Below are 16,096 nucleotides of genomic sequence, written 5' to 3'. Positions count from 1 at the left end.
TTACATGAAGAAATCCCCTCTCATCAGTACAATTCTGGTGAAAGGGGATCACAACATACACAATTACGATTCTTTATTCATCCCAGTTGTGGTATACAGCCTGTACGTCATCATCCTCGTCAAGGAGATCAAGGATTCTCTGCATCTTCTTGATCGCTTCCTCGTCGGTAAGTTCTACCCAGTTCTGCGGGATCATAGTAATATCAGCCTCTACCATCGGGATTCCGGCTTTCTCGAGAGCCTCGCGGACTGCACTGAAGTTGTCCGGATCTGTGATAACCTCGTAGCTGTCCTCTTCCTCGGAGAAATCCTCAGCGCCTGCATCAAGCGCTGCCATCATGAGCTCGTCGGCATCCATATCACACTCTTCTTTGTCGATCACGATCTGGCCCTTGCGGTCGAACATGAAGGAAACGCTTCCCTGAGCACCTACGTTTCCGCCGCCCTTTGTGAAGGCGCTTCTAACATTAGCTGCAGTACGGTTCTTGTTGTCAGTCAGTGTGTCAACGATAATCGCTACACCGCTCGGGCCGTATCCTTCGTATGTTAAGTTCTCGTAGTTTACAGAGTTTAAGTCACCAGCAGCTTTTTTGATACCGCGGTCGATGGTATCGTTCGGCATGTTGTTTGCTTTCGCTTTTGCAATTACATCACGCAGTTTGCTGTTGTTAGCCGGATCAGCGCCGCCCTCTTTAACTGCGACAGCGATCTCTCTTCCGATTACGGTAAAGATTTTACCCTTTGCTGCGTCGTTTTTCTCTTTCTTGTGTTTGATGTTGGAAAACTTATTATGTCCTGACATCGATTTATCTTCCTTTCTCTTCGCATCTCGCTCTTTTTTATCTCTCGTGCACCGGTCTCGGGGACCTTTTCGTGCGCATTATACATAGTCTAAAACATTTTAACATCATTTTTCCGATATGGCAAGCGCTTTTTCCGGATACCCCTGCTCCACTTTTCCTTGACACATTCCACTCTGAGTATTTATACTCATTTCATAACGATCCAGTGCCTTCCGGCCTATGATCTTCCGGGGTCAGCCCGGCAGATTCTGTGGATGGATGCATCTGACCTGCATTTTTGCGCAAGTGCGCATCATTGGCACATTAGTGCCTGTTTGTATAATAGGGAATTCCTCGGATTTCCTATTACAAAATATTAATTATGGAGGACATGACGATGAAGAAGCTTGAAATCGACACATTCCTGAAGTTCCGTTTTTTAAGCAACCCACATTTCTCACCCGATGGAACGAAGATCGCCTTCACGATATCCGTACCGGACCGGGAGACCAATGGCTATCTGTCTGACCTGTACCTGTATGATCTCGGGAAGAAGACTGTCTCCCGTGTCACCTGCGCCGGTGACGCGAAGATCTGGTCCTGGACAGCAGAAAATACGCTGATCTTTACTGCGGCCCGGACTGCGGCCCTTAAAAAGGAAAAAGAAACCGGCACTTCTTTCTTTTATGAAATCTCCCCGTCCGGCGGCGAAGCCTCATGCCGCGCATCGGTTCCGGCTTCCGTCACAGGGATCCGTCTTCTCCCGGACGGGCGTTACCTCCTGACGATCCGCCATGATAATTACAAGGATACAAGGAAGAAATCTTACGAGGTCTTCGACGAGCTTCCGTTCTGGGGCAATGGCCAGGGATACACGAACGCGAAGAGAAACCGTTACGCTGTCTATGATATGGGATCCGATAAGCTCACTTACGTGGCGGACGAATGGACTGACTGCTCCCAGCATTCTGTCCTTGGAAGCCTCCTGCTCTACAAGGCCTATCCGTGGAAACAGAGTGTCATGGGGATCCGTCCGGGCGTTTATCTCTATAACCTCTCCACCGGAGAGACGAAAACCTTGATCGCGCCGGATTCCATGCGCACCGGAGTTGTCTCCCTCTTAGACGAAAAGACTGCACTCCTTGCGGCAACGGATGACTCCTATAAAGATACGACGAAATACTGTGACTTCTACCATATGGATCTCGCGGATGGATCCATGAAGCTGATCCATCCTTATGAGTCCTCCATCGGCGGCTCCTCCGTAGGCTCCGATTCCAGATTTGGCGCAGGACAGACATTTAAGGCTGTGGACGGAGAATTTTACTATATCTCCACCGTAGGAGATTTTTCCCATCTCTATAAGATCTCCCGGGGCGGCACCGTCTCCGAGCCGCTGACGGCAGGAAGCTCCTGCGACAGCTTCGATCTCGCGGGCGGACACATCGCCTCCATGGAATTCCACGGACTCCACATTGCGGAACTATTTGTAGACGGCGAGCAGGTGACCCACATGAATGACTGGCTCACCGACGAGTACGATGTCCAGACTCCGGAATCCTTCACATTCACTGCCAGCGATGGGTACGAGATCCACGGATGGGTATTAAAACCGGCAGGTTTCGAGGAAGGTAAGTCCTATCCTGGAATCTTAAATATCCACGGCGGTCCTAGAACCGTTTATTCAGATGTCTACTATCATGAGATGCAGATGTGGGCAAACCGCGGATATTTTGTGTTCTTCTGCAACCCGAGAGGATCTGACGGACGGGGTACGGACTTTGGAAATATCAACGGAATCTACGGAACTGTGGACTATCAGAACCTGATGGATTTCACGGATGAAGTCCTGAAGCGGTACCCAATGATCGATCCGGAACATCTCGGTGTCGCAGGCGGTTCCTACGGCGGATTCATGACAAACTGGATCATCGGACATACAGACCGGGTCCATGCCGCCGCTTCCCAGCGTTCCATCTCTAACTGGGTATCCTTTGAGCACAACTCCGATATCGGACACACCTTCATCTTAAACAACCAGGGAGCCAATACGAGGACCGATGTGGAGCTTCTCTGGAAGCAGTCTCCGCTCCAGTTTGCGCCGAACTGCAAGACACCGACACTCTTTATCCACTCTGATGAGGACTACCGCTGCTATATGGCAGAAGGACTCGCCATGTTCAGCGCCATCAAGCGGAACGGCTGTCCGTCGAAGCTTTGCCTGTTCCATGGAGAAAACCATGAGCTGTCCAGAGGCGGAAAGCCGGAGAACAGGATTGACCGGATGACGGAGATCATGAACTGGATGGATGAATATTTAAAATAAAGGAAACGATCCTACCGTTCTTTTTTATATGTGCCACAAGGTTTCCTGTTAATAAAAAATGGCTGCAGGGTCGTATTCCCTGCAGCCGCAGATCTTATCATTATCGATTTACATAATTCAGCACCAATGCAAGAATCAGCATATGGACCGGATAAAACGCATAACAGCTATACTGGAAGACTTTCGTATGGCAGCCCTGCCGTCCACGATACAGCCAGATCGGAAGCAGTGAAAGCAATGCAAGTCCCTGCTGGCAGAGTTCAAAGTCCATCCCAAAAAGCCGGATGGGGTACATCAGACCTCCCAGCAGCTCTACATTGACCCAATAGAGCGCCAGAAGCTGTCCGGAAAAACACCACCATTTTCTTCCCCGGAAAAAGTAAAAAATAAACAGTGTCAATACACCGGCACCGTAGTAATCTGCCATTCCTACCGTCCCAAGTGCACTTCCAACCAACACGGCCAGAACCGCCGTCGGCAGAAAGATCGTAAGCTTCTGTTTTTTTCGAGCTTTTTCCATCAAATGGATTCCAGCGAGTCCTATCAACAGCGTCCAGATCACATTCTGATGAAACGGATAAAACCAGGTTCCACCATACATCAGATCAAAGGGTATCTCCGACAGCACCGCAAACAGCAGCAGCCTGAGAATGTACTTTTTAAAGCTGTGCGTGTAAAAATATCCTTCCACTGCCATAAATGCAAAGATGGGAAACGCGAGCCTTCCTACGCAAGTCAGCCAGTCCTGAGCCGGAAGAAGCGTAGCCCAGAGATGATCCATCAGCATAAATGTCATGGCGATGATATGGAGCATTGCCGCACTGATGTCAAAGGTTCCTGACCGAGATGAATGTACTTGATTTTTTACCATATTGTCACTCCTGTTGTTTTCTCTCAGTCCAATTATACTTCCATTTACCGTCTCTGGTCAAATCCTTATCAGTGACAATGATTCTTCTGCCTGCCATCTCACGTTCACGCCTGTCAAAATCGAATCCATCAGCTGGGAGGAATTTCTGTATGCCCTAAAGAGTTTGAAGCCTTATTAGCCGCCGGGCTCACGAAACAAAAGCAGTTCTATCACACAATACATGCGTGGTAGAACTGCTTTCTTTTATTGAATTGCAGCATCGGACAAGCTCTGCAAAACCTGTCCAATATCTGCATTCATGCAGATTGATCGTTGCTCGATTTCTTGAGAGCAAACCTCCTGTCCCTGATTGATACAGGCGTAGGTAGCGCCTGAGTTCTTGGCGGTCATCTGCCTGACGGGATATTTGATGATGACGGGGGCTTCTCAAAAGGCCTCCCTCTAAATCTGGAACTTGTTTAGATTTGTGCAATCAGAAACGCTTGCGCCGCACTGCAATCCTGAAAGTTCATGGGTTTCCCCAACAAATAGGCGATTCTGTCATTCCAGTCAAACAGGGAAAATTGCCGACAATCTAAATTTTCTATCATGTACTTCATTGATTCTCGGTATGTATTCTTGTGTAAATCAGAAACATAAGCGAGGTTTAATTCTTTCGCCAAGTAATCCAGGAGACTTTCTGCCAATGCGTATCACCACCTGTGTTTAGTACCGAATCACCACATTCAGCGCATGATCTACATCTGCTGCACGCTCAATGGCCTGCGTGATCTGCTCTTGCGGGAACTCATCCGTGATGATGGATTCAATGTCCCACTTTTTTTGCACCATCACCGCAATGACATCCTCCACATCCTGCGGATTATAACCTCCGGAGCCAATGAGTGCGTGCTGGGAATAGGTCATTTCCAGCACATCCACCGGGCGTTTGCCTGCACGAACGGCAACTACCACCATGCGGCTCTCAATTTTGCCCATGGATTGATACAGCTCCAGAATCGGCTCGGCTCCGGCAGCGTCAATGTAAATGGACGCATTTGCTGTCGGGCCGAAACGGGAGGGGGCTGTGCCAAACACTGCCATTGCCGCTTCCTTCAAATCCTCACGGCTATTGTTGCAGGTGGCAAAGCCCAGATGCTTTGCTTTTTCCAGCCGAAAATCCGAGTGGTCGCAAATCATAACTTCCTTGCAGCCGAAGTATTTCAGACCGATGGCTGCGGCAATGCCAATCGTACCGGCACCAAATACGATGGCATTTTCTCCCGGTTTTGGCTCGGCACGGCGAGCGGCGCGGAAGCCCACCGTGAACGGCTCAATCAGGCAGGCTTCCCGCACAGGGATTTTTGCAGGAATATCATATACCTGCTTGTCCAACTCTGCGTTGGGGATCAGGACATACTCAGAGAAGCCGCCCACTGTTCCTGCCCGCTTTGGGTCACCCTTGGCAAGCCGGGGGTAGGGATAGACGATCATACCTGGCTCAATGTCTTTTACATTCTTACCAACCTGCACAACTTCGGAGATCATCTCATGACCGAATTCGCTGCCTACTGTGATCCGGTGCCCGGTATGAGGGCCATGCGTGTAAACCGCTACATCTGTACCGCAGATGCTGGCATAGAGGTTCTTCACCACAATATCATTGTCACCGGCTACCGGCGTTTCCAATTCTTCCAGACGGACATCCTTCTGTCCATAATAAATCGCAGCTTTCATTGCGTTTTCCTCACAAGATTAGACTCGGCATTTTTCAGCCTGCACGGTAATTATATATCCGGAAGATTGTCCGCGTGTTTCAGTTTTGTTTGAGAAATATTAAACATAGCTGCCCACGGCAAAAACCATGGGCAGCTATGGAATAATCACTTGTGGCTCTTAACGATTGCCGCGATCACGCCAATTACGGCAATAACGATCACTGCAACAATGATGACAGCTTTCATTCTTACCAAATTGCTTTCGTTGTTTTTGGCTCTTTTCATTATCTGCGATGCTTAAAGAAAGCAGCCACTGCGCCAACGGCGGCGATAACGACAGCACCGATACCGATGATCCATTTCAGCATTGCGAAGCTCCTCCTTTCAGTTTGAAACGCCATAAACCACGTTGGCTTCTGGACATTTTTGATGATTGAATCATACAATAGGATTGTTTGCCGAATGCTTGAATCCTGTTTGCAATTTATTAAATGGTTTGCGATGATACGGTATTCCGAAACGACATAGCAAAAGGTCGAAAATATTGAAATGATATTGGTCTGCATTTGCCATAATGGAAGCGACCTCCTTGCGGGCTGCTTCGTAGGCATCGTTTTCGACCTTCAGTTCATACACAGCGCAGGGAATATGATGATAGTTTCCGACCGCGTCAGCATAATATAAATCGATTTCATGGGCGATTCTCCTGAGAATTATTTTCGTTTTATAGAATACCCAATCAATTTTTGCGTTTTATTGGCGTTGTGTTTCTATAATCTTAAAAATAAAAGGGAACGGCAGGCACATTTGAACTGTACCTGCCGTTCTTTGCTTGGCATTACTTCTTTTCCTCAGAATCCTTGGATTCTGGCTCATCCACTTTCTCAAGGAACGCATCCACGAAGGCGTTTTCCACCTTCTTATATCCACCGACCACGGTATCTTCGACCTTATGGTAGGCTGCGGTTGCTTTTTCTGCCATGCCGCCGGTTTTCAGCGAACCATCTTCCTCCAGAAATTTGTCTACGAACTTGTCCTCAATGCCCTGATAGGTATCCATGATCTTCTTGCCCAGCTTACCGGGCTTCAGTTTATACTCGCTCATAATGATAGCCTCCTGTTTGTTATAAACATATTTCTTGTTGCTTTTCTTACAGCAGCACGGTCAGAAATCCCCAAATATGTTGGAGCGTGCAGCCAATGAGCGGAAACACGAACTTCCAAATCAAAAGCGCGCCTACAATCACACCGACTCCGCAGCCGGTAGTCAATACTGCTTTTTTCATAGGCTTCTCCTTTCGCCTTAACTATGAGCTTATTATAGAACGCCATTGTTTTCTGAATGCTTCTGTTCTGTTTGCGAATTATTAAAAAGAAGATGCCGGTGCTTTTTGAAGCAGCATCGGCATCTTCACTTTACAGCAAGTTGTGTCCCTTCTCGCAAAGCTCATAGATTTCCTCCTGCTTTGCTTCGATCATTGGCTGGATCTTTGTGGTATGCCTGACCTCTATGGAGCGATAGAGGAAGTATGGTGTAATCCAGCCGATGAAGGCCGGAATCGCCAGCAAAATGCACAGCCAGATAATTGGCGGTTCATGGGTTACGGCAAATACGGAGCCTGCCATAAAAGCCGTTCCAATTACGCCAACGATCAGTGCCCACATGGTTGCCGCACTCTGGCGCGAACGCTCCAGATGGTTGATTTCTGCAACGCAGGCTTCAAAGTTTCGCTGCAAGCGGGTCAGCTCCGCCTTATTGATGATCTTACGATCGCGCTTCAAAGAAAGTGTCACGGTATGACCGCCGATTGCGGCTGGTACATGGTCATCCTGCTCCCAGCCAAAAGATTCATAGCAGTCCAGATACCAGGATGCATTTTCCTCGGAAACAGTGATTTTTTTATATTCATAACCCACATAGGGACGCTTTTCCTGCTCCATCATGATTGACCTCCCTGTTTTTTAGGCAGCACCACGGTAAAGGTAGAACCCTCTCCGGGTTTACTCTGCACGGAGATGGTACCGTCTGAAAGCTGCAAGATGCGCTGCACCAGCGGCAGCCCCAAGCCGTTTCCCTCCGTGGCATGAGAGGTATCGCCCTGATAGAATTTATCGAAGATATGCTTCATGGTTTCCGGCGTCATTCCGCAGCCGGTATCGGACACACAGACTGTCACATTTGTGTCATCTAAGGACTGAGACAGTCGGATCGTGCCGCCCTCCGGAGTAAATTTCAGGGCATTGGACAGGAGGTTTGTCCAGACCAGCTCCAACAGTCCGGCATCGGCTTCCAGCATAACGCAATCCTCCAGATCCGCTTCAAAGTTGATACCCTTTTTCTCCCACAGTTCTTCAAACTGCACGGCGCACTCGCAAATCTGCGCCGTCACATCGTAGCGTTCAGGCACCGGCTTGATGACCTGCTTTTCCAGTTTGTTCAGCTTCAGCATATTACGCACCAGCTCGGACAGGCGATGCACAGCAGAGAGAATGGTCTGGGAATACTCCAGCCGCTTTTCCTCGGTCAAATTTGGCTTGTTCAGCAACTCTGCATTGTTGTAAATAATCGCCAGCGGCGTTTTGATCTCATGCGATACATTGGAAACAAAGTCTGTTTTCAGAGTATCAATGCTGCCCAGCTCCTCCACCATCTTGTTGAAATCCAGAAACAGCACATCCAGATAATCCAGCTTATCCTCACTGTGCCGGGGAGCAAGATAAACGGAAAAGTCTCCGGCGGCTACTTTACGGGCAGCCTCCGCAAATTCCTCGATGGGCTTCTGATACCGTTTTCGGATCTGGTAGCTTGTGAAGATGGTAAAAGTTGCAGCTACCAACAGCCAGAGAATTAGAACCAATATCACATGAACAGGTGCGATCTGGGAGACATCAATATAATTCCCAAGAATTTTCATCTGTATAGTCGTAATGACGCCAAAGGTAATCAGCGAAATCAGAAAACCGCTGACCGGGAAAATGTCCGCTTTTACTCTTGCATCCTGCTCTTTCATTTCAGCACCGCCTTATAGCCAAGTCCCCGGACAGTTTTGATCTCAAAGCCGTCACAGGCGGAAAATTTGTCCCGCAGCTTGGTGATATAAACATCCACCGCCCGCAGACTGGTATCCGTATCGACACCCCAGAACTCATCCATGAGTTGAGCGCGGGAAAAGGTCTTTTTCGGGTAGGACAGGAGCTTATAGAGAATATTGAACTCCCGCGTTGTGACGGGAATTTCCTCGCCGTCAATGGCAGCGCTCATGCCATCCGCATCCAGCTCCAGATTACCGACCACCACTTTGCGCTCCATCTCAATATTGGCACGCCGCAGAAGCGCCCGCACCCGCAGCAGCAGTTCGTCCAGTTGGATCGGCTTGACCATATAATCGTCAATGCCGAGCTGGAATCCACGCTGTTTGGATGGTAAGTCATCCTTTGCTGACATAAAGAGAATGGGAATGTGCTTGTTGACCCGGCGCACATTTTCCGCAAATTCAAAGCCGTCAATATCCGGCATCATAATATCCGAGATAATGAGGTCGTAGAGACTGTTATACATCTCGTCGTAAGCGTCGTTTGCGTGCAGGCAGCCTTTGGCCTGAAAACCACTGTCATTCAGATAGGTGCAAACCATCTGATTCAGTTTTGCGTCATCCTCCAAAACAAGAATACGAATCATTTTGCTTCCTCCATTCGTGCGCATTTCAATTCCCGTGTTGCATGATAAATCATATAAACCGCCATTGCCAAAATAATCGTGCAGACACCGGCTCCTGTGCAGGCCGTCATGATCCTACGGGACATTTCCGAGTCGGTGCTGCCGAACTGTGTCAGCATGGCCGTTTCCAGCGACAGCATAGATACCAGTGCAGCAGCGAGACTCACCACCTTGGCCGCAGACATGACCGGACTGCGGTATTTTCGGTATTTCACTACATTCATGACCATTAAAATCATACCACATAAGCGATAGCTTTGCAGCTCACCGCTTCTGTCTGTGCCAAAGCCTTTCCGGTTCGCATGATGCAGCAGAAGAAAGCGCATGACGGCCAACAGGAAGTAATAAACTGCCAGCGTTCCGAACCATACGGAATGATACCGGAGGCCGAACGTAAATTTCATCACGGCATATATCACATTAAGGCCGAGGGAAAGTTTGAATTGTTCCATCCTTTTTGCTCCCTCTGCTTATAATGATTATATCATACAAAAGCAGCATTGCCGAAATGTTTGAGAATTGTTTGAGAATTGTTAATTTGCTCGGGAAATAAAAAATCGGGCAGCGGCTTTTCAGTTTCTGCCCACCAAACAGAATGGATTTATTTGATGCCCTTGACCAACGGAATCAGGCACAGCAGCAGGACGATACCTACAAGACCGACCACAATACCCCAGACCAGATTGTTCCATACCATAACCAGGCACATACCGACGCCCAGCGTAATGGCTCCGACAACACCCAGCACGACTGTACCGACAGTCTTGGCGCTCAGGGGAACGAGAATGGGCTTGCCCTCCATTTTACGGCGCACGGTCAGCATGATCAGCAGCACAACCAGACCTATGCAGCCGACTACGATGCCCTGCTTGAAGGCACCCCACTCGGCGATCATTGCCATGCACATACCCAGTGCAAACAGGATACCACCAACCGTACCAAAGATCAGGGAAACAAAATTTTTCTTAGACATTTGAAAGACCTCCATGTATTTTTCCTCATCGGATGGCTGTATGATACATCAGCTTTGTTGGCTGGATGTTTGAGTTTTGTTTGCGAAATATCAAAATGATACAGTGAGACAACTTTCATCTTTAAGACTACTTCGACACATACACAACTCCAAATGCGCTTGGTCCAATGTGGATGACACCGGTTTCCAAACCGCGTATCTCTTTGGCAATCTCCTGCATCGCAAGATATTGCGATACCGATTTTTGAATGGCTGGGAAAATATGCTCTCCCTCCAGCGTCAGGCAGACCCGGTGACTGGTACGGTACAGCAGTTTGATATTCAGTTTCCGTTCCAGCGAGGCGATCATCTGACTGAGGGCAGGCTGCGTATATCCCAGCAGTTCCGCCGCCTTGGTGAAACTGCCGACTTCCACGACTTTTTGCAGCGCAATATAACGATCCAGATTTAGAATAACATTTCTGCATACTAAATATCACAAACATCTATTTTACTGATTCTATGATACAGTATATACTACCATTAAAAGAAGATATTTTTTGAACGGGAGGTCGAAACAGTATGAAAAAATTAGGTTTAATCGGCGGCGTAGGACCGGAATCCACCATTCCCTATTACAGAAGCATCGTAAACGGCGTGAAAGACAGGGTGGGAAGACCCTATCTGCCGCCTATGACCATCGAAAGTCTGAGCTGCTTCGAGGTCATCCGCATGAGCAGTGAGGGCGATACAGAGGGGCTGACTGCCTATCTGCTGGCGGGCATCCGCAATCTGGCTGCGGCGGGGGCAGAGGTGGGCGCGCTGGCCTGCAATACGGGGCATCTGGTGTTTGACGAGCTGCAAAAAACATCTCCCATTCCACTTGTCAGCATCGTGGAGGCTACCTGCGCCGAGGCGGTACGGCGAGGATACAAAAAAGTCGGATTGATAGGAACATCCGCCACCATGGAAGCAGACTTTTTCAAAGCAGTCCGCCAGTCTTTCCGGATCAAGATTACGGGAAAAATGCGGGGTCGCGATCAGATCGGTCACTCCCTGATTCCATGACATTTTCAGAAGTTTTTCTGTTTCTTTCAGATTTGGGGATCCATCATCCACGCCTGGGATGATATGGCTATGAATATCAATCATTCTGTCTCCGTATGCTCTTCTGTTTATTTTCCGATTCTGTAAAATTCCGACATTCAGAACAACTATACCATTGATTTTTATAATTGTTAACTCTGTTTTCACACCGTGATGTTAAGAAGTTGCAAAGAAGTTTGTAATTTTTTTAACCTCAGGTTAAATACGACAAGCTCTGTCACTTTACGCTTTTTTCCGGCTGAAAACACCTGCATCCCGCAGCACATCCCGTCTCGGTGTTGCCGGAGGTTCCTACGGCGGATTTATGACGAACTGGATCATCGGACATACCGACCGGTTCCATGCCGCCGCATCCCAGCGCTCCATCTCCAACTGGGTGTCCTTTGAACATAACTCCGATATCGGACACACCTTCATCTTAAACAACCAGGGCGGAAATACGAGGACCGATGTGGAACTTCTCTGGAAGCAGTCCCCGCTTCAGTTTGCACCGAACTGCAAGACGCCGACGCTCTTTATCCACTCCGATGAAGACTACCGCTGCTATATGGCCGAAGGGCTCGCCATGTTCAGCGCCATCAAGCGGAACGGCTGCCCTGCAAAGCTCTGCCTGTTCCACGGGGAAAATCATGAACTCTCAAGGAGCGGAAAGCCGGAAAACAGGCTCGACCGGATGAGGGAGATTATTGAGTGGATGGATACATATCTGAGATAATTATTTAACTGGATTACCAACATCCCCTGGGACATAAAAAGCCTGGAATTTTCATTGCTGTTTTTGCGTTTTGTGCAATCGCAGCAGTGAACTCTTCACAAAAAATGCGCACCTGACTCGCCGCTCAAGCGGCGGGAATATGGTGCGCATTTCTTTCATCATATCAAATTGTTTTTTCTATCCTGCCTATCTCTCTTCCCTGAAGTACGGCTGTCCGAGTCCTGCCGGCGGCTGGTTCTCTCTCTTTCTCCGGAAGCTTGTAAAGATCAGGACAATGATCGTTACCAGGTACGGAAGCATCTTGAAGATCTCCTGTGCACTTCTTCCAACACCCGGAAGATAGAGATACAGGATGTAGAGTCCTCCAAAGAGGATGGATCCCCAGATCGCATTTAACGGTTTCCATAAGGAGAAGATGACAAGGGCAACCGCAAGCCATCCACGGTCACCGAACCCATTGTTGGTCCAGGTTCCGCCGGAATACTCCATGACAAAGTACAGTCCGCCGAGACCGCTGATCCCGCAGCCGATGCATGTCGCGAGATACTTATACAATGTAACATTGATGCCCGCCGCATCCGCAGTCGCCGGATTCTCACCGACTGCGCGGAGATTCAGGCCTTTTCTCGTCTTTGCGAGGAAAAACGCGAGCACACATGCCAGGATAATGCAGAGGTATGTCATAAATCCGTAGGAAAACAGCACCGGTCCGATCACCGGGATCTGGCTCAGCACCGGGATCGACTTTGTATAAGCTGCACCAGTTGAGGCGACGGAGATCTGACCGACACCGCCCGCAAGAGCGGAAAGGGAACCGCCGAAGAAGTTTCCGAAGCCTGTTCCGAAGGTGGTCAGTGCAAGCCCCGTCACGTTCTGGTTTGCGCGCAGAGTGATCGTCAGGATACTGTAGATCAGTCCGCCGATGATGCCCGCAAGAAACGCGCAGAGGAAGGAAATGATAAGTCCCACAAGTCCGTTCGGAGCCGGATTTCCGTTCTCATAGAAGAACGCGCCCATGAGGCCTGCAATGCCGCCCATGTACATGACACCCGGAACACCGAGGTTTAAGTTACCGGATTTCTCCGTCACGATCTCGCCGAGTGCACCATAGAGCATTCCAATACCCTGTGCGATCGCTTTCTGAAGGAAAATGATGATCACGCTCATTTTGTATGTCCTCCTTCCTCTTTCTTCTTGAACTGGATCTTATAGTTTACAAAGAATTCGCTGCCGAGGATGAAGAACAGGATGATCCCCGTGATGACCTCGGAGGCGTTCTCATTTAAGTTGAACTGGGAGGCGATCTGACCTGCGCCCTGCTCCATGAAAACCAGGAAGAAGGAGATCACGACCATTGTAAACGTGTTGAATTTTGAGAGCCATGCGACGATGATCGCAGTAAATCCGCGTCCGCCCGCCGTGCTCGTGGAGATCGTATGGCTGGAACCGCTGACGATGATAAAGCCTGCGAGACCACAGATCGCACCGGAGATCGCCATCGTGCGCATGATGACCTTCTTTACGTTGATGCCGACGTACTTCGCCGTATTCTCACTCTCGCCGACAACCGAGATCTCGTAGCCCTGTTTGCTGTACTTTAAGTAACCGAACATGGCAACGGTAAGCACGAGGACGATCACGACGATCCAGCCGTAAGTCAGTCCGGAGAGTGCCGGGAGCCAGCCGAGCTTTGTCTTGGAGTTGATGATGCCGACGGTATTGGAACCTGCCGGATTCTCCCAGAAAACGATACAGAACGTGATGATCTGCATCGCAACGTAGTTCATCATCAGGGTAAACAGCGTTTCGTTCGTGTTCCAGTGCGCTTTAAAGAATGCCGGGATCAGTCCCCAGATCATTCCTGCAACGATACTGCCGACCACCATCATCGGGATCAGCTGCGCCGTTCCGAAATGGTCAGCCCCGTAGATCATGATCGCCGCGGAGACGCAGCCGCCCATGAGGACCTGTCCCTCCGCACCGATGTTCCAGAACCGCATCTTGAACGCCGGTGTCAGACCAATCGCCACGCAGAGCAGGATCAGCGCGTCACGGATCGTCACCCAGGCACGTCTCGATGTTCCGACAGCTCCGGAAAAGATCGCCTTATAGACTTCCACCGGATTTAATTTTGTGAGTGCAACGATCACCACCGCGCACACGACCAGGGATAACAGGACGCCGATCAGCCGGATCATGAGCGCTTTCGCGAAAGGCATTCCGTCCCTTTTGGAAATATGGATACTACTCATCTTTCTTCTCCTTTCCGGTCTTTGTCATAAGAAGTCCGATCTCCTCTTTCGTTGTAGTTCTCGCATCCACGATCCCCGAGATGGAACCGCCGCAGAGAACGAGGATCCGGTCACAGAGTTCCAGGAGAACGTCCAGGTCCTCTCCGACACAGATGACTGCAACGCCTTTCTCCTTCTGTTCATTGAGCAGGTTGTAGATCGTGTAGGAGGAGTTGATATCAAGTCCGCGGACCGGATATGCAACCATGAGGACAGTCGGATTTGAGGAGATTGCACGTCCGACAAGGACTTTCTGGACATTTCCTCCGGAAAGTCGTCTTACCGGTGTCGTCGTTCCCGGCGTCACGATCTCCAGACGGCGGATCAGATCTTCCGCCAGCTTTTTCGGTGTATTCCGGTCAACAAAGAAGTTATGTCCGTTGTTGTATCCGCGGAGCATCATGTTGTCAGTGATGTCCATGGAGCCGACAAGTCCCATTCCGAGACGGTCCTCCGGAACGAAGGACAGGTGGATCCCGAGATTCCGGATCTCTGTCGCATCCCTTGTCGCAAGGTCGATCCCGATGCCGTCCGGCGGGTAGTACATAACGGAACCTTCAGATGTCTTTTCAAGTCCCGCGATCGCCTCTAAAAGTTCCTTCTGTCCGCTTCCCGCAACACCGGCGATTCCAAGGATCTCGCCGCCGTATGCACTGAAGGTCGCATGATTTAAGGTCATGACGTTCTCCGGATTTACGCATGTCAGATCCTGCACGAGAAGACGTCTTGTGAGATCTTTCGGTGCGGAGCGTTTGATGTCAAGGTCCACTTTCTGGCCTACCATCATTTCGGTAAGAGATTCGGAAGTCGCATCCTTTGTCTCGACGGTTCCGATATATTTTCCTTTTCGCAGGATCGCCACGCGGTCGGATAAGGACAACACTTCATGAAGTTTGTGCGTGATAATGATGATGGAACGTCCATCCACTCTCATATTTCTGAGGACCGCAAAGAGTTTCTCTGTCTCCTGCGGGGTCAGAACGGCTGTCGGCTCATCAAGGATCAGGATGTTTGCTCCGCGGTATAAGACTTTGATGATCTCGACCGTCTGTTTCTGGGAAACGGACATCTCGTAGATCTTCTGATCCGGATCCAGGTCAAATCCGTACTTGTCCACAAGACCTTTGATCTTTTTCCGCACCTCATCCATCTTTAAAACTTCTTTTCCCGGAAGTCCGAGGATGATATTCTCCGCTGCTGTGAGAACGTCAACCAGCTTGAAATGCTGATGGATCATGCCGATGCCCAGGGCAAACGAGTCTTTCGGAGATGCGATCGTCACTTCTTTTCCATCGACATAGATCTCCCCTTCATCCGGAAAATAGATTCCGGACAGCATATTCATCAGTGTCGTCTTTCCGCTTCCGTTCTCACCGAGAATGGAAAGGATCTCTCCTTTTTTGACGGTCAGACATACCTTGTCGTTCGCCACGACGCTGCCAAACCGCTTCGTGATGTTTTTTAATTCAATTGCGTTATCCTGTGCTGCCACGAACAGACCTCCCACGTAATTTTTTCTGGTCCTTTCCGCCCGGACCATTAGGCGAAAAATAGCGAAACTGTCGTATTCCAGCAGTTTCGCCTGTATCTCTTTTTGAGATTGGAACCGGCACCCGGGTTCTGTATTTTACAGTCCT

Annotated in this window: 17 protein-coding genes and 1 pseudogene; 3 read left to right on the top strand and 15 right to left on the bottom strand. The window is 49.4% G+C overall.

Going from position 1 to position 16,096, the window contains the following annotated elements; genetic code table 11:
• Positions 1–73: 73 nt before the first annotated feature.
• Positions 74–802 (bottom strand): YebC/PmpR family DNA-binding transcriptional regulator, encoded by a 729-nt coding sequence (locus FN001_RS06295; protein ID WP_015554900.1) that lies wholly within the window; start codon positions 800–802, stop codon positions 74–76.
• Positions 803–1,179: 377 nt separating this feature from the next.
• Here FN001_RS06295 and FN001_RS18390 point away from each other — a divergent pair, with 377 nt between their 5' ends.
• Positions 1,180–3,108 (top strand): alpha/beta hydrolase family protein, encoded by a 1,929-nt coding sequence (locus FN001_RS18390; protein WP_243121948.1) that lies wholly within the window; start codon positions 1,180–1,182, stop codon positions 3,106–3,108.
• Positions 3,109–3,208: 100 nt separating this feature from the next.
• Here FN001_RS18390 and FN001_RS06285 read toward each other — a convergent pair whose 3' ends face one another.
• The 10 genes from FN001_RS06285 to FN001_RS06240 all read right to left on the bottom strand — a co-directional run bounded on the left by FN001_RS06285 (position 3,209) and on the right by FN001_RS06240 (position 10,794).
• Positions 3,209–3,979, bottom strand: a complete 771-nt coding sequence (locus FN001_RS06285; protein WP_142411188.1) for a TraX family protein — start codon at positions 3,977–3,979, stop codon at positions 3,209–3,211.
• Between the two features lie 705 nt (positions 3,980–4,684).
• Positions 4,685–5,695, bottom strand: coding sequence for a zinc-dependent alcohol dehydrogenase (locus tag FN001_RS06275; protein WP_142411187.1), 1,011 nt, complete (start codon positions 5,693–5,695; stop codon positions 4,685–4,687).
• Between the two features lie 819 nt (positions 5,696–6,514).
• A complete protein-coding gene (locus FN001_RS06270) occupies positions 6,515–6,781 on the bottom strand; it encodes a hypothetical protein (RefSeq protein WP_142411186.1) in 267 nt (88 codons plus the stop codon).
• Between the two features lie 46 nt (positions 6,782–6,827).
• Complete coding sequence (locus FN001_RS18595) at positions 6,828–6,962, bottom strand: hypothetical protein (RefSeq protein ID WP_279230954.1); 135 nt, start codon at positions 6,960–6,962, stop codon at positions 6,828–6,830.
• A gap of 130 nt (positions 6,963–7,092) precedes the next feature.
• The gene (locus FN001_RS06265; protein ID WP_142411185.1) at positions 7,093–7,620 is read right to left on the bottom strand and encodes a hypothetical protein; all 528 of its coding nucleotides are present in this window, start codon (positions 7,618–7,620) and stop codon (positions 7,093–7,095) included.
• A complete protein-coding gene (locus FN001_RS06260) occupies positions 7,617–8,687 on the bottom strand; it encodes a sensor histidine kinase (RefSeq protein ID WP_142411184.1) in 1,071 nt (356 codons plus the stop codon). The genes FN001_RS06265 and FN001_RS06260 overlap by 4 nt, the downstream gene beginning before the upstream one ends.
• Positions 8,684–9,355: a response regulator transcription factor gene (locus FN001_RS06255; protein WP_142411183.1), complete on the bottom strand. Its 672-nt coding sequence runs from the start codon at positions 9,353–9,355 to the stop codon at positions 8,684–8,686. Before FN001_RS06255 ends, FN001_RS06260 begins: the two co-directional genes overlap by 4 nt.
• Positions 9,352–9,846 carry a hypothetical protein gene (locus FN001_RS06250; protein WP_142411182.1) on the bottom strand — a complete coding sequence of 165 codons (495 nt, stop codon included), beginning with the start codon at positions 9,844–9,846 and terminating at the stop codon, positions 9,352–9,354. The genes FN001_RS06255 and FN001_RS06250 overlap by 4 nt, the downstream gene beginning before the upstream one ends.
• 149 nt (positions 9,847–9,995) lie before the next feature.
• Positions 9,996–10,367 (bottom strand): hypothetical protein, encoded by a 372-nt coding sequence (locus FN001_RS06245; protein ID WP_142411181.1) that lies wholly within the window; start codon positions 10,365–10,367, stop codon positions 9,996–9,998.
• A 127-nt stretch (positions 10,368–10,494) separates the two neighbouring features.
• On the bottom strand, positions 10,495–10,794 hold the full coding sequence (locus FN001_RS06240; RefSeq protein ID WP_279230956.1) for a LysR family transcriptional regulator: 300 nt from the start codon (positions 10,792–10,794) through the stop codon (positions 10,495–10,497).
• A gap of 134 nt (positions 10,795–10,928) precedes the next feature.
• On the opposite strand from FN001_RS06240, the gene FN001_RS06235 reads away from it, so the two are divergent.
• Complete coding sequence (locus tag FN001_RS06235; RefSeq protein ID WP_142411179.1) at positions 10,929–11,414, top strand: aspartate/glutamate racemase family protein; 486 nt, start codon at positions 10,929–10,931, stop codon at positions 11,412–11,414.
• Here FN001_RS06235 and FN001_RS18385 read toward each other — a convergent pair.
• Positions 11,412–11,498: pseudogene (locus tag FN001_RS18385) on the bottom strand (CpsB/CapC family capsule biosynthesis tyrosine phosphatase); the annotation flags it as partial. The gene FN001_RS06235 and the pseudogene FN001_RS18385 overlap by 3 nt on opposite strands.
• Positions 11,499–11,655: 157 nt before the next feature.
• On the opposite strand from FN001_RS18385, the gene FN001_RS06230 reads away from it, so the two are divergent.
• On the top strand, positions 11,656–12,168 hold the full coding sequence (locus tag FN001_RS06230) for an alpha/beta hydrolase family protein (protein WP_486463491.1): 513 nt from the start codon (positions 11,656–11,658) through the stop codon (positions 12,166–12,168).
• 186 nt (positions 12,169–12,354) lie between these two features.
• Here FN001_RS06230 and FN001_RS06225 read toward each other — a convergent pair whose 3' ends face one another.
• From FN001_RS06225 to FN001_RS06215, 3 genes are read right to left on the bottom strand one after another with little or no spacing between them, the layout of a single operon-like run.
• Positions 12,355–13,335 (bottom strand): ABC transporter permease, encoded by a 981-nt coding sequence (locus tag FN001_RS06225; protein WP_142411177.1) that lies wholly within the window; start codon positions 13,333–13,335, stop codon positions 12,355–12,357.
• Positions 13,332–14,420 carry an ABC transporter permease gene (locus FN001_RS06220; RefSeq protein WP_118727860.1) on the bottom strand — a complete coding sequence of 363 codons (1,089 nt, stop codon included), beginning with the start codon at positions 14,418–14,420 and terminating at the stop codon, positions 13,332–13,334. Before FN001_RS06220 ends, FN001_RS06225 begins: the two co-directional genes overlap by 4 nt.
• The gene (locus tag FN001_RS06215; protein ID WP_486463486.1) at positions 14,413–15,951 is read right to left on the bottom strand and encodes an ABC transporter ATP-binding protein; all 1,539 of its coding nucleotides are present in this window, start codon (positions 15,949–15,951) and stop codon (positions 14,413–14,415) included. Before FN001_RS06215 ends, FN001_RS06220 begins: the two co-directional genes overlap by 8 nt.
• Between the last annotated feature and the right edge of the window lie 145 nt (positions 15,952–16,096).

Source organism: Clostridium sp. Marseille-P7770 (assembly GCF_902143525.1).
Classification (GTDB): domain Bacteria; phylum Bacillota; class Clostridia; order Lachnospirales; family Lachnospiraceae; genus Pilosibacter.
This window is presented reverse-complemented; position numbering and strand designations above follow the sequence as displayed.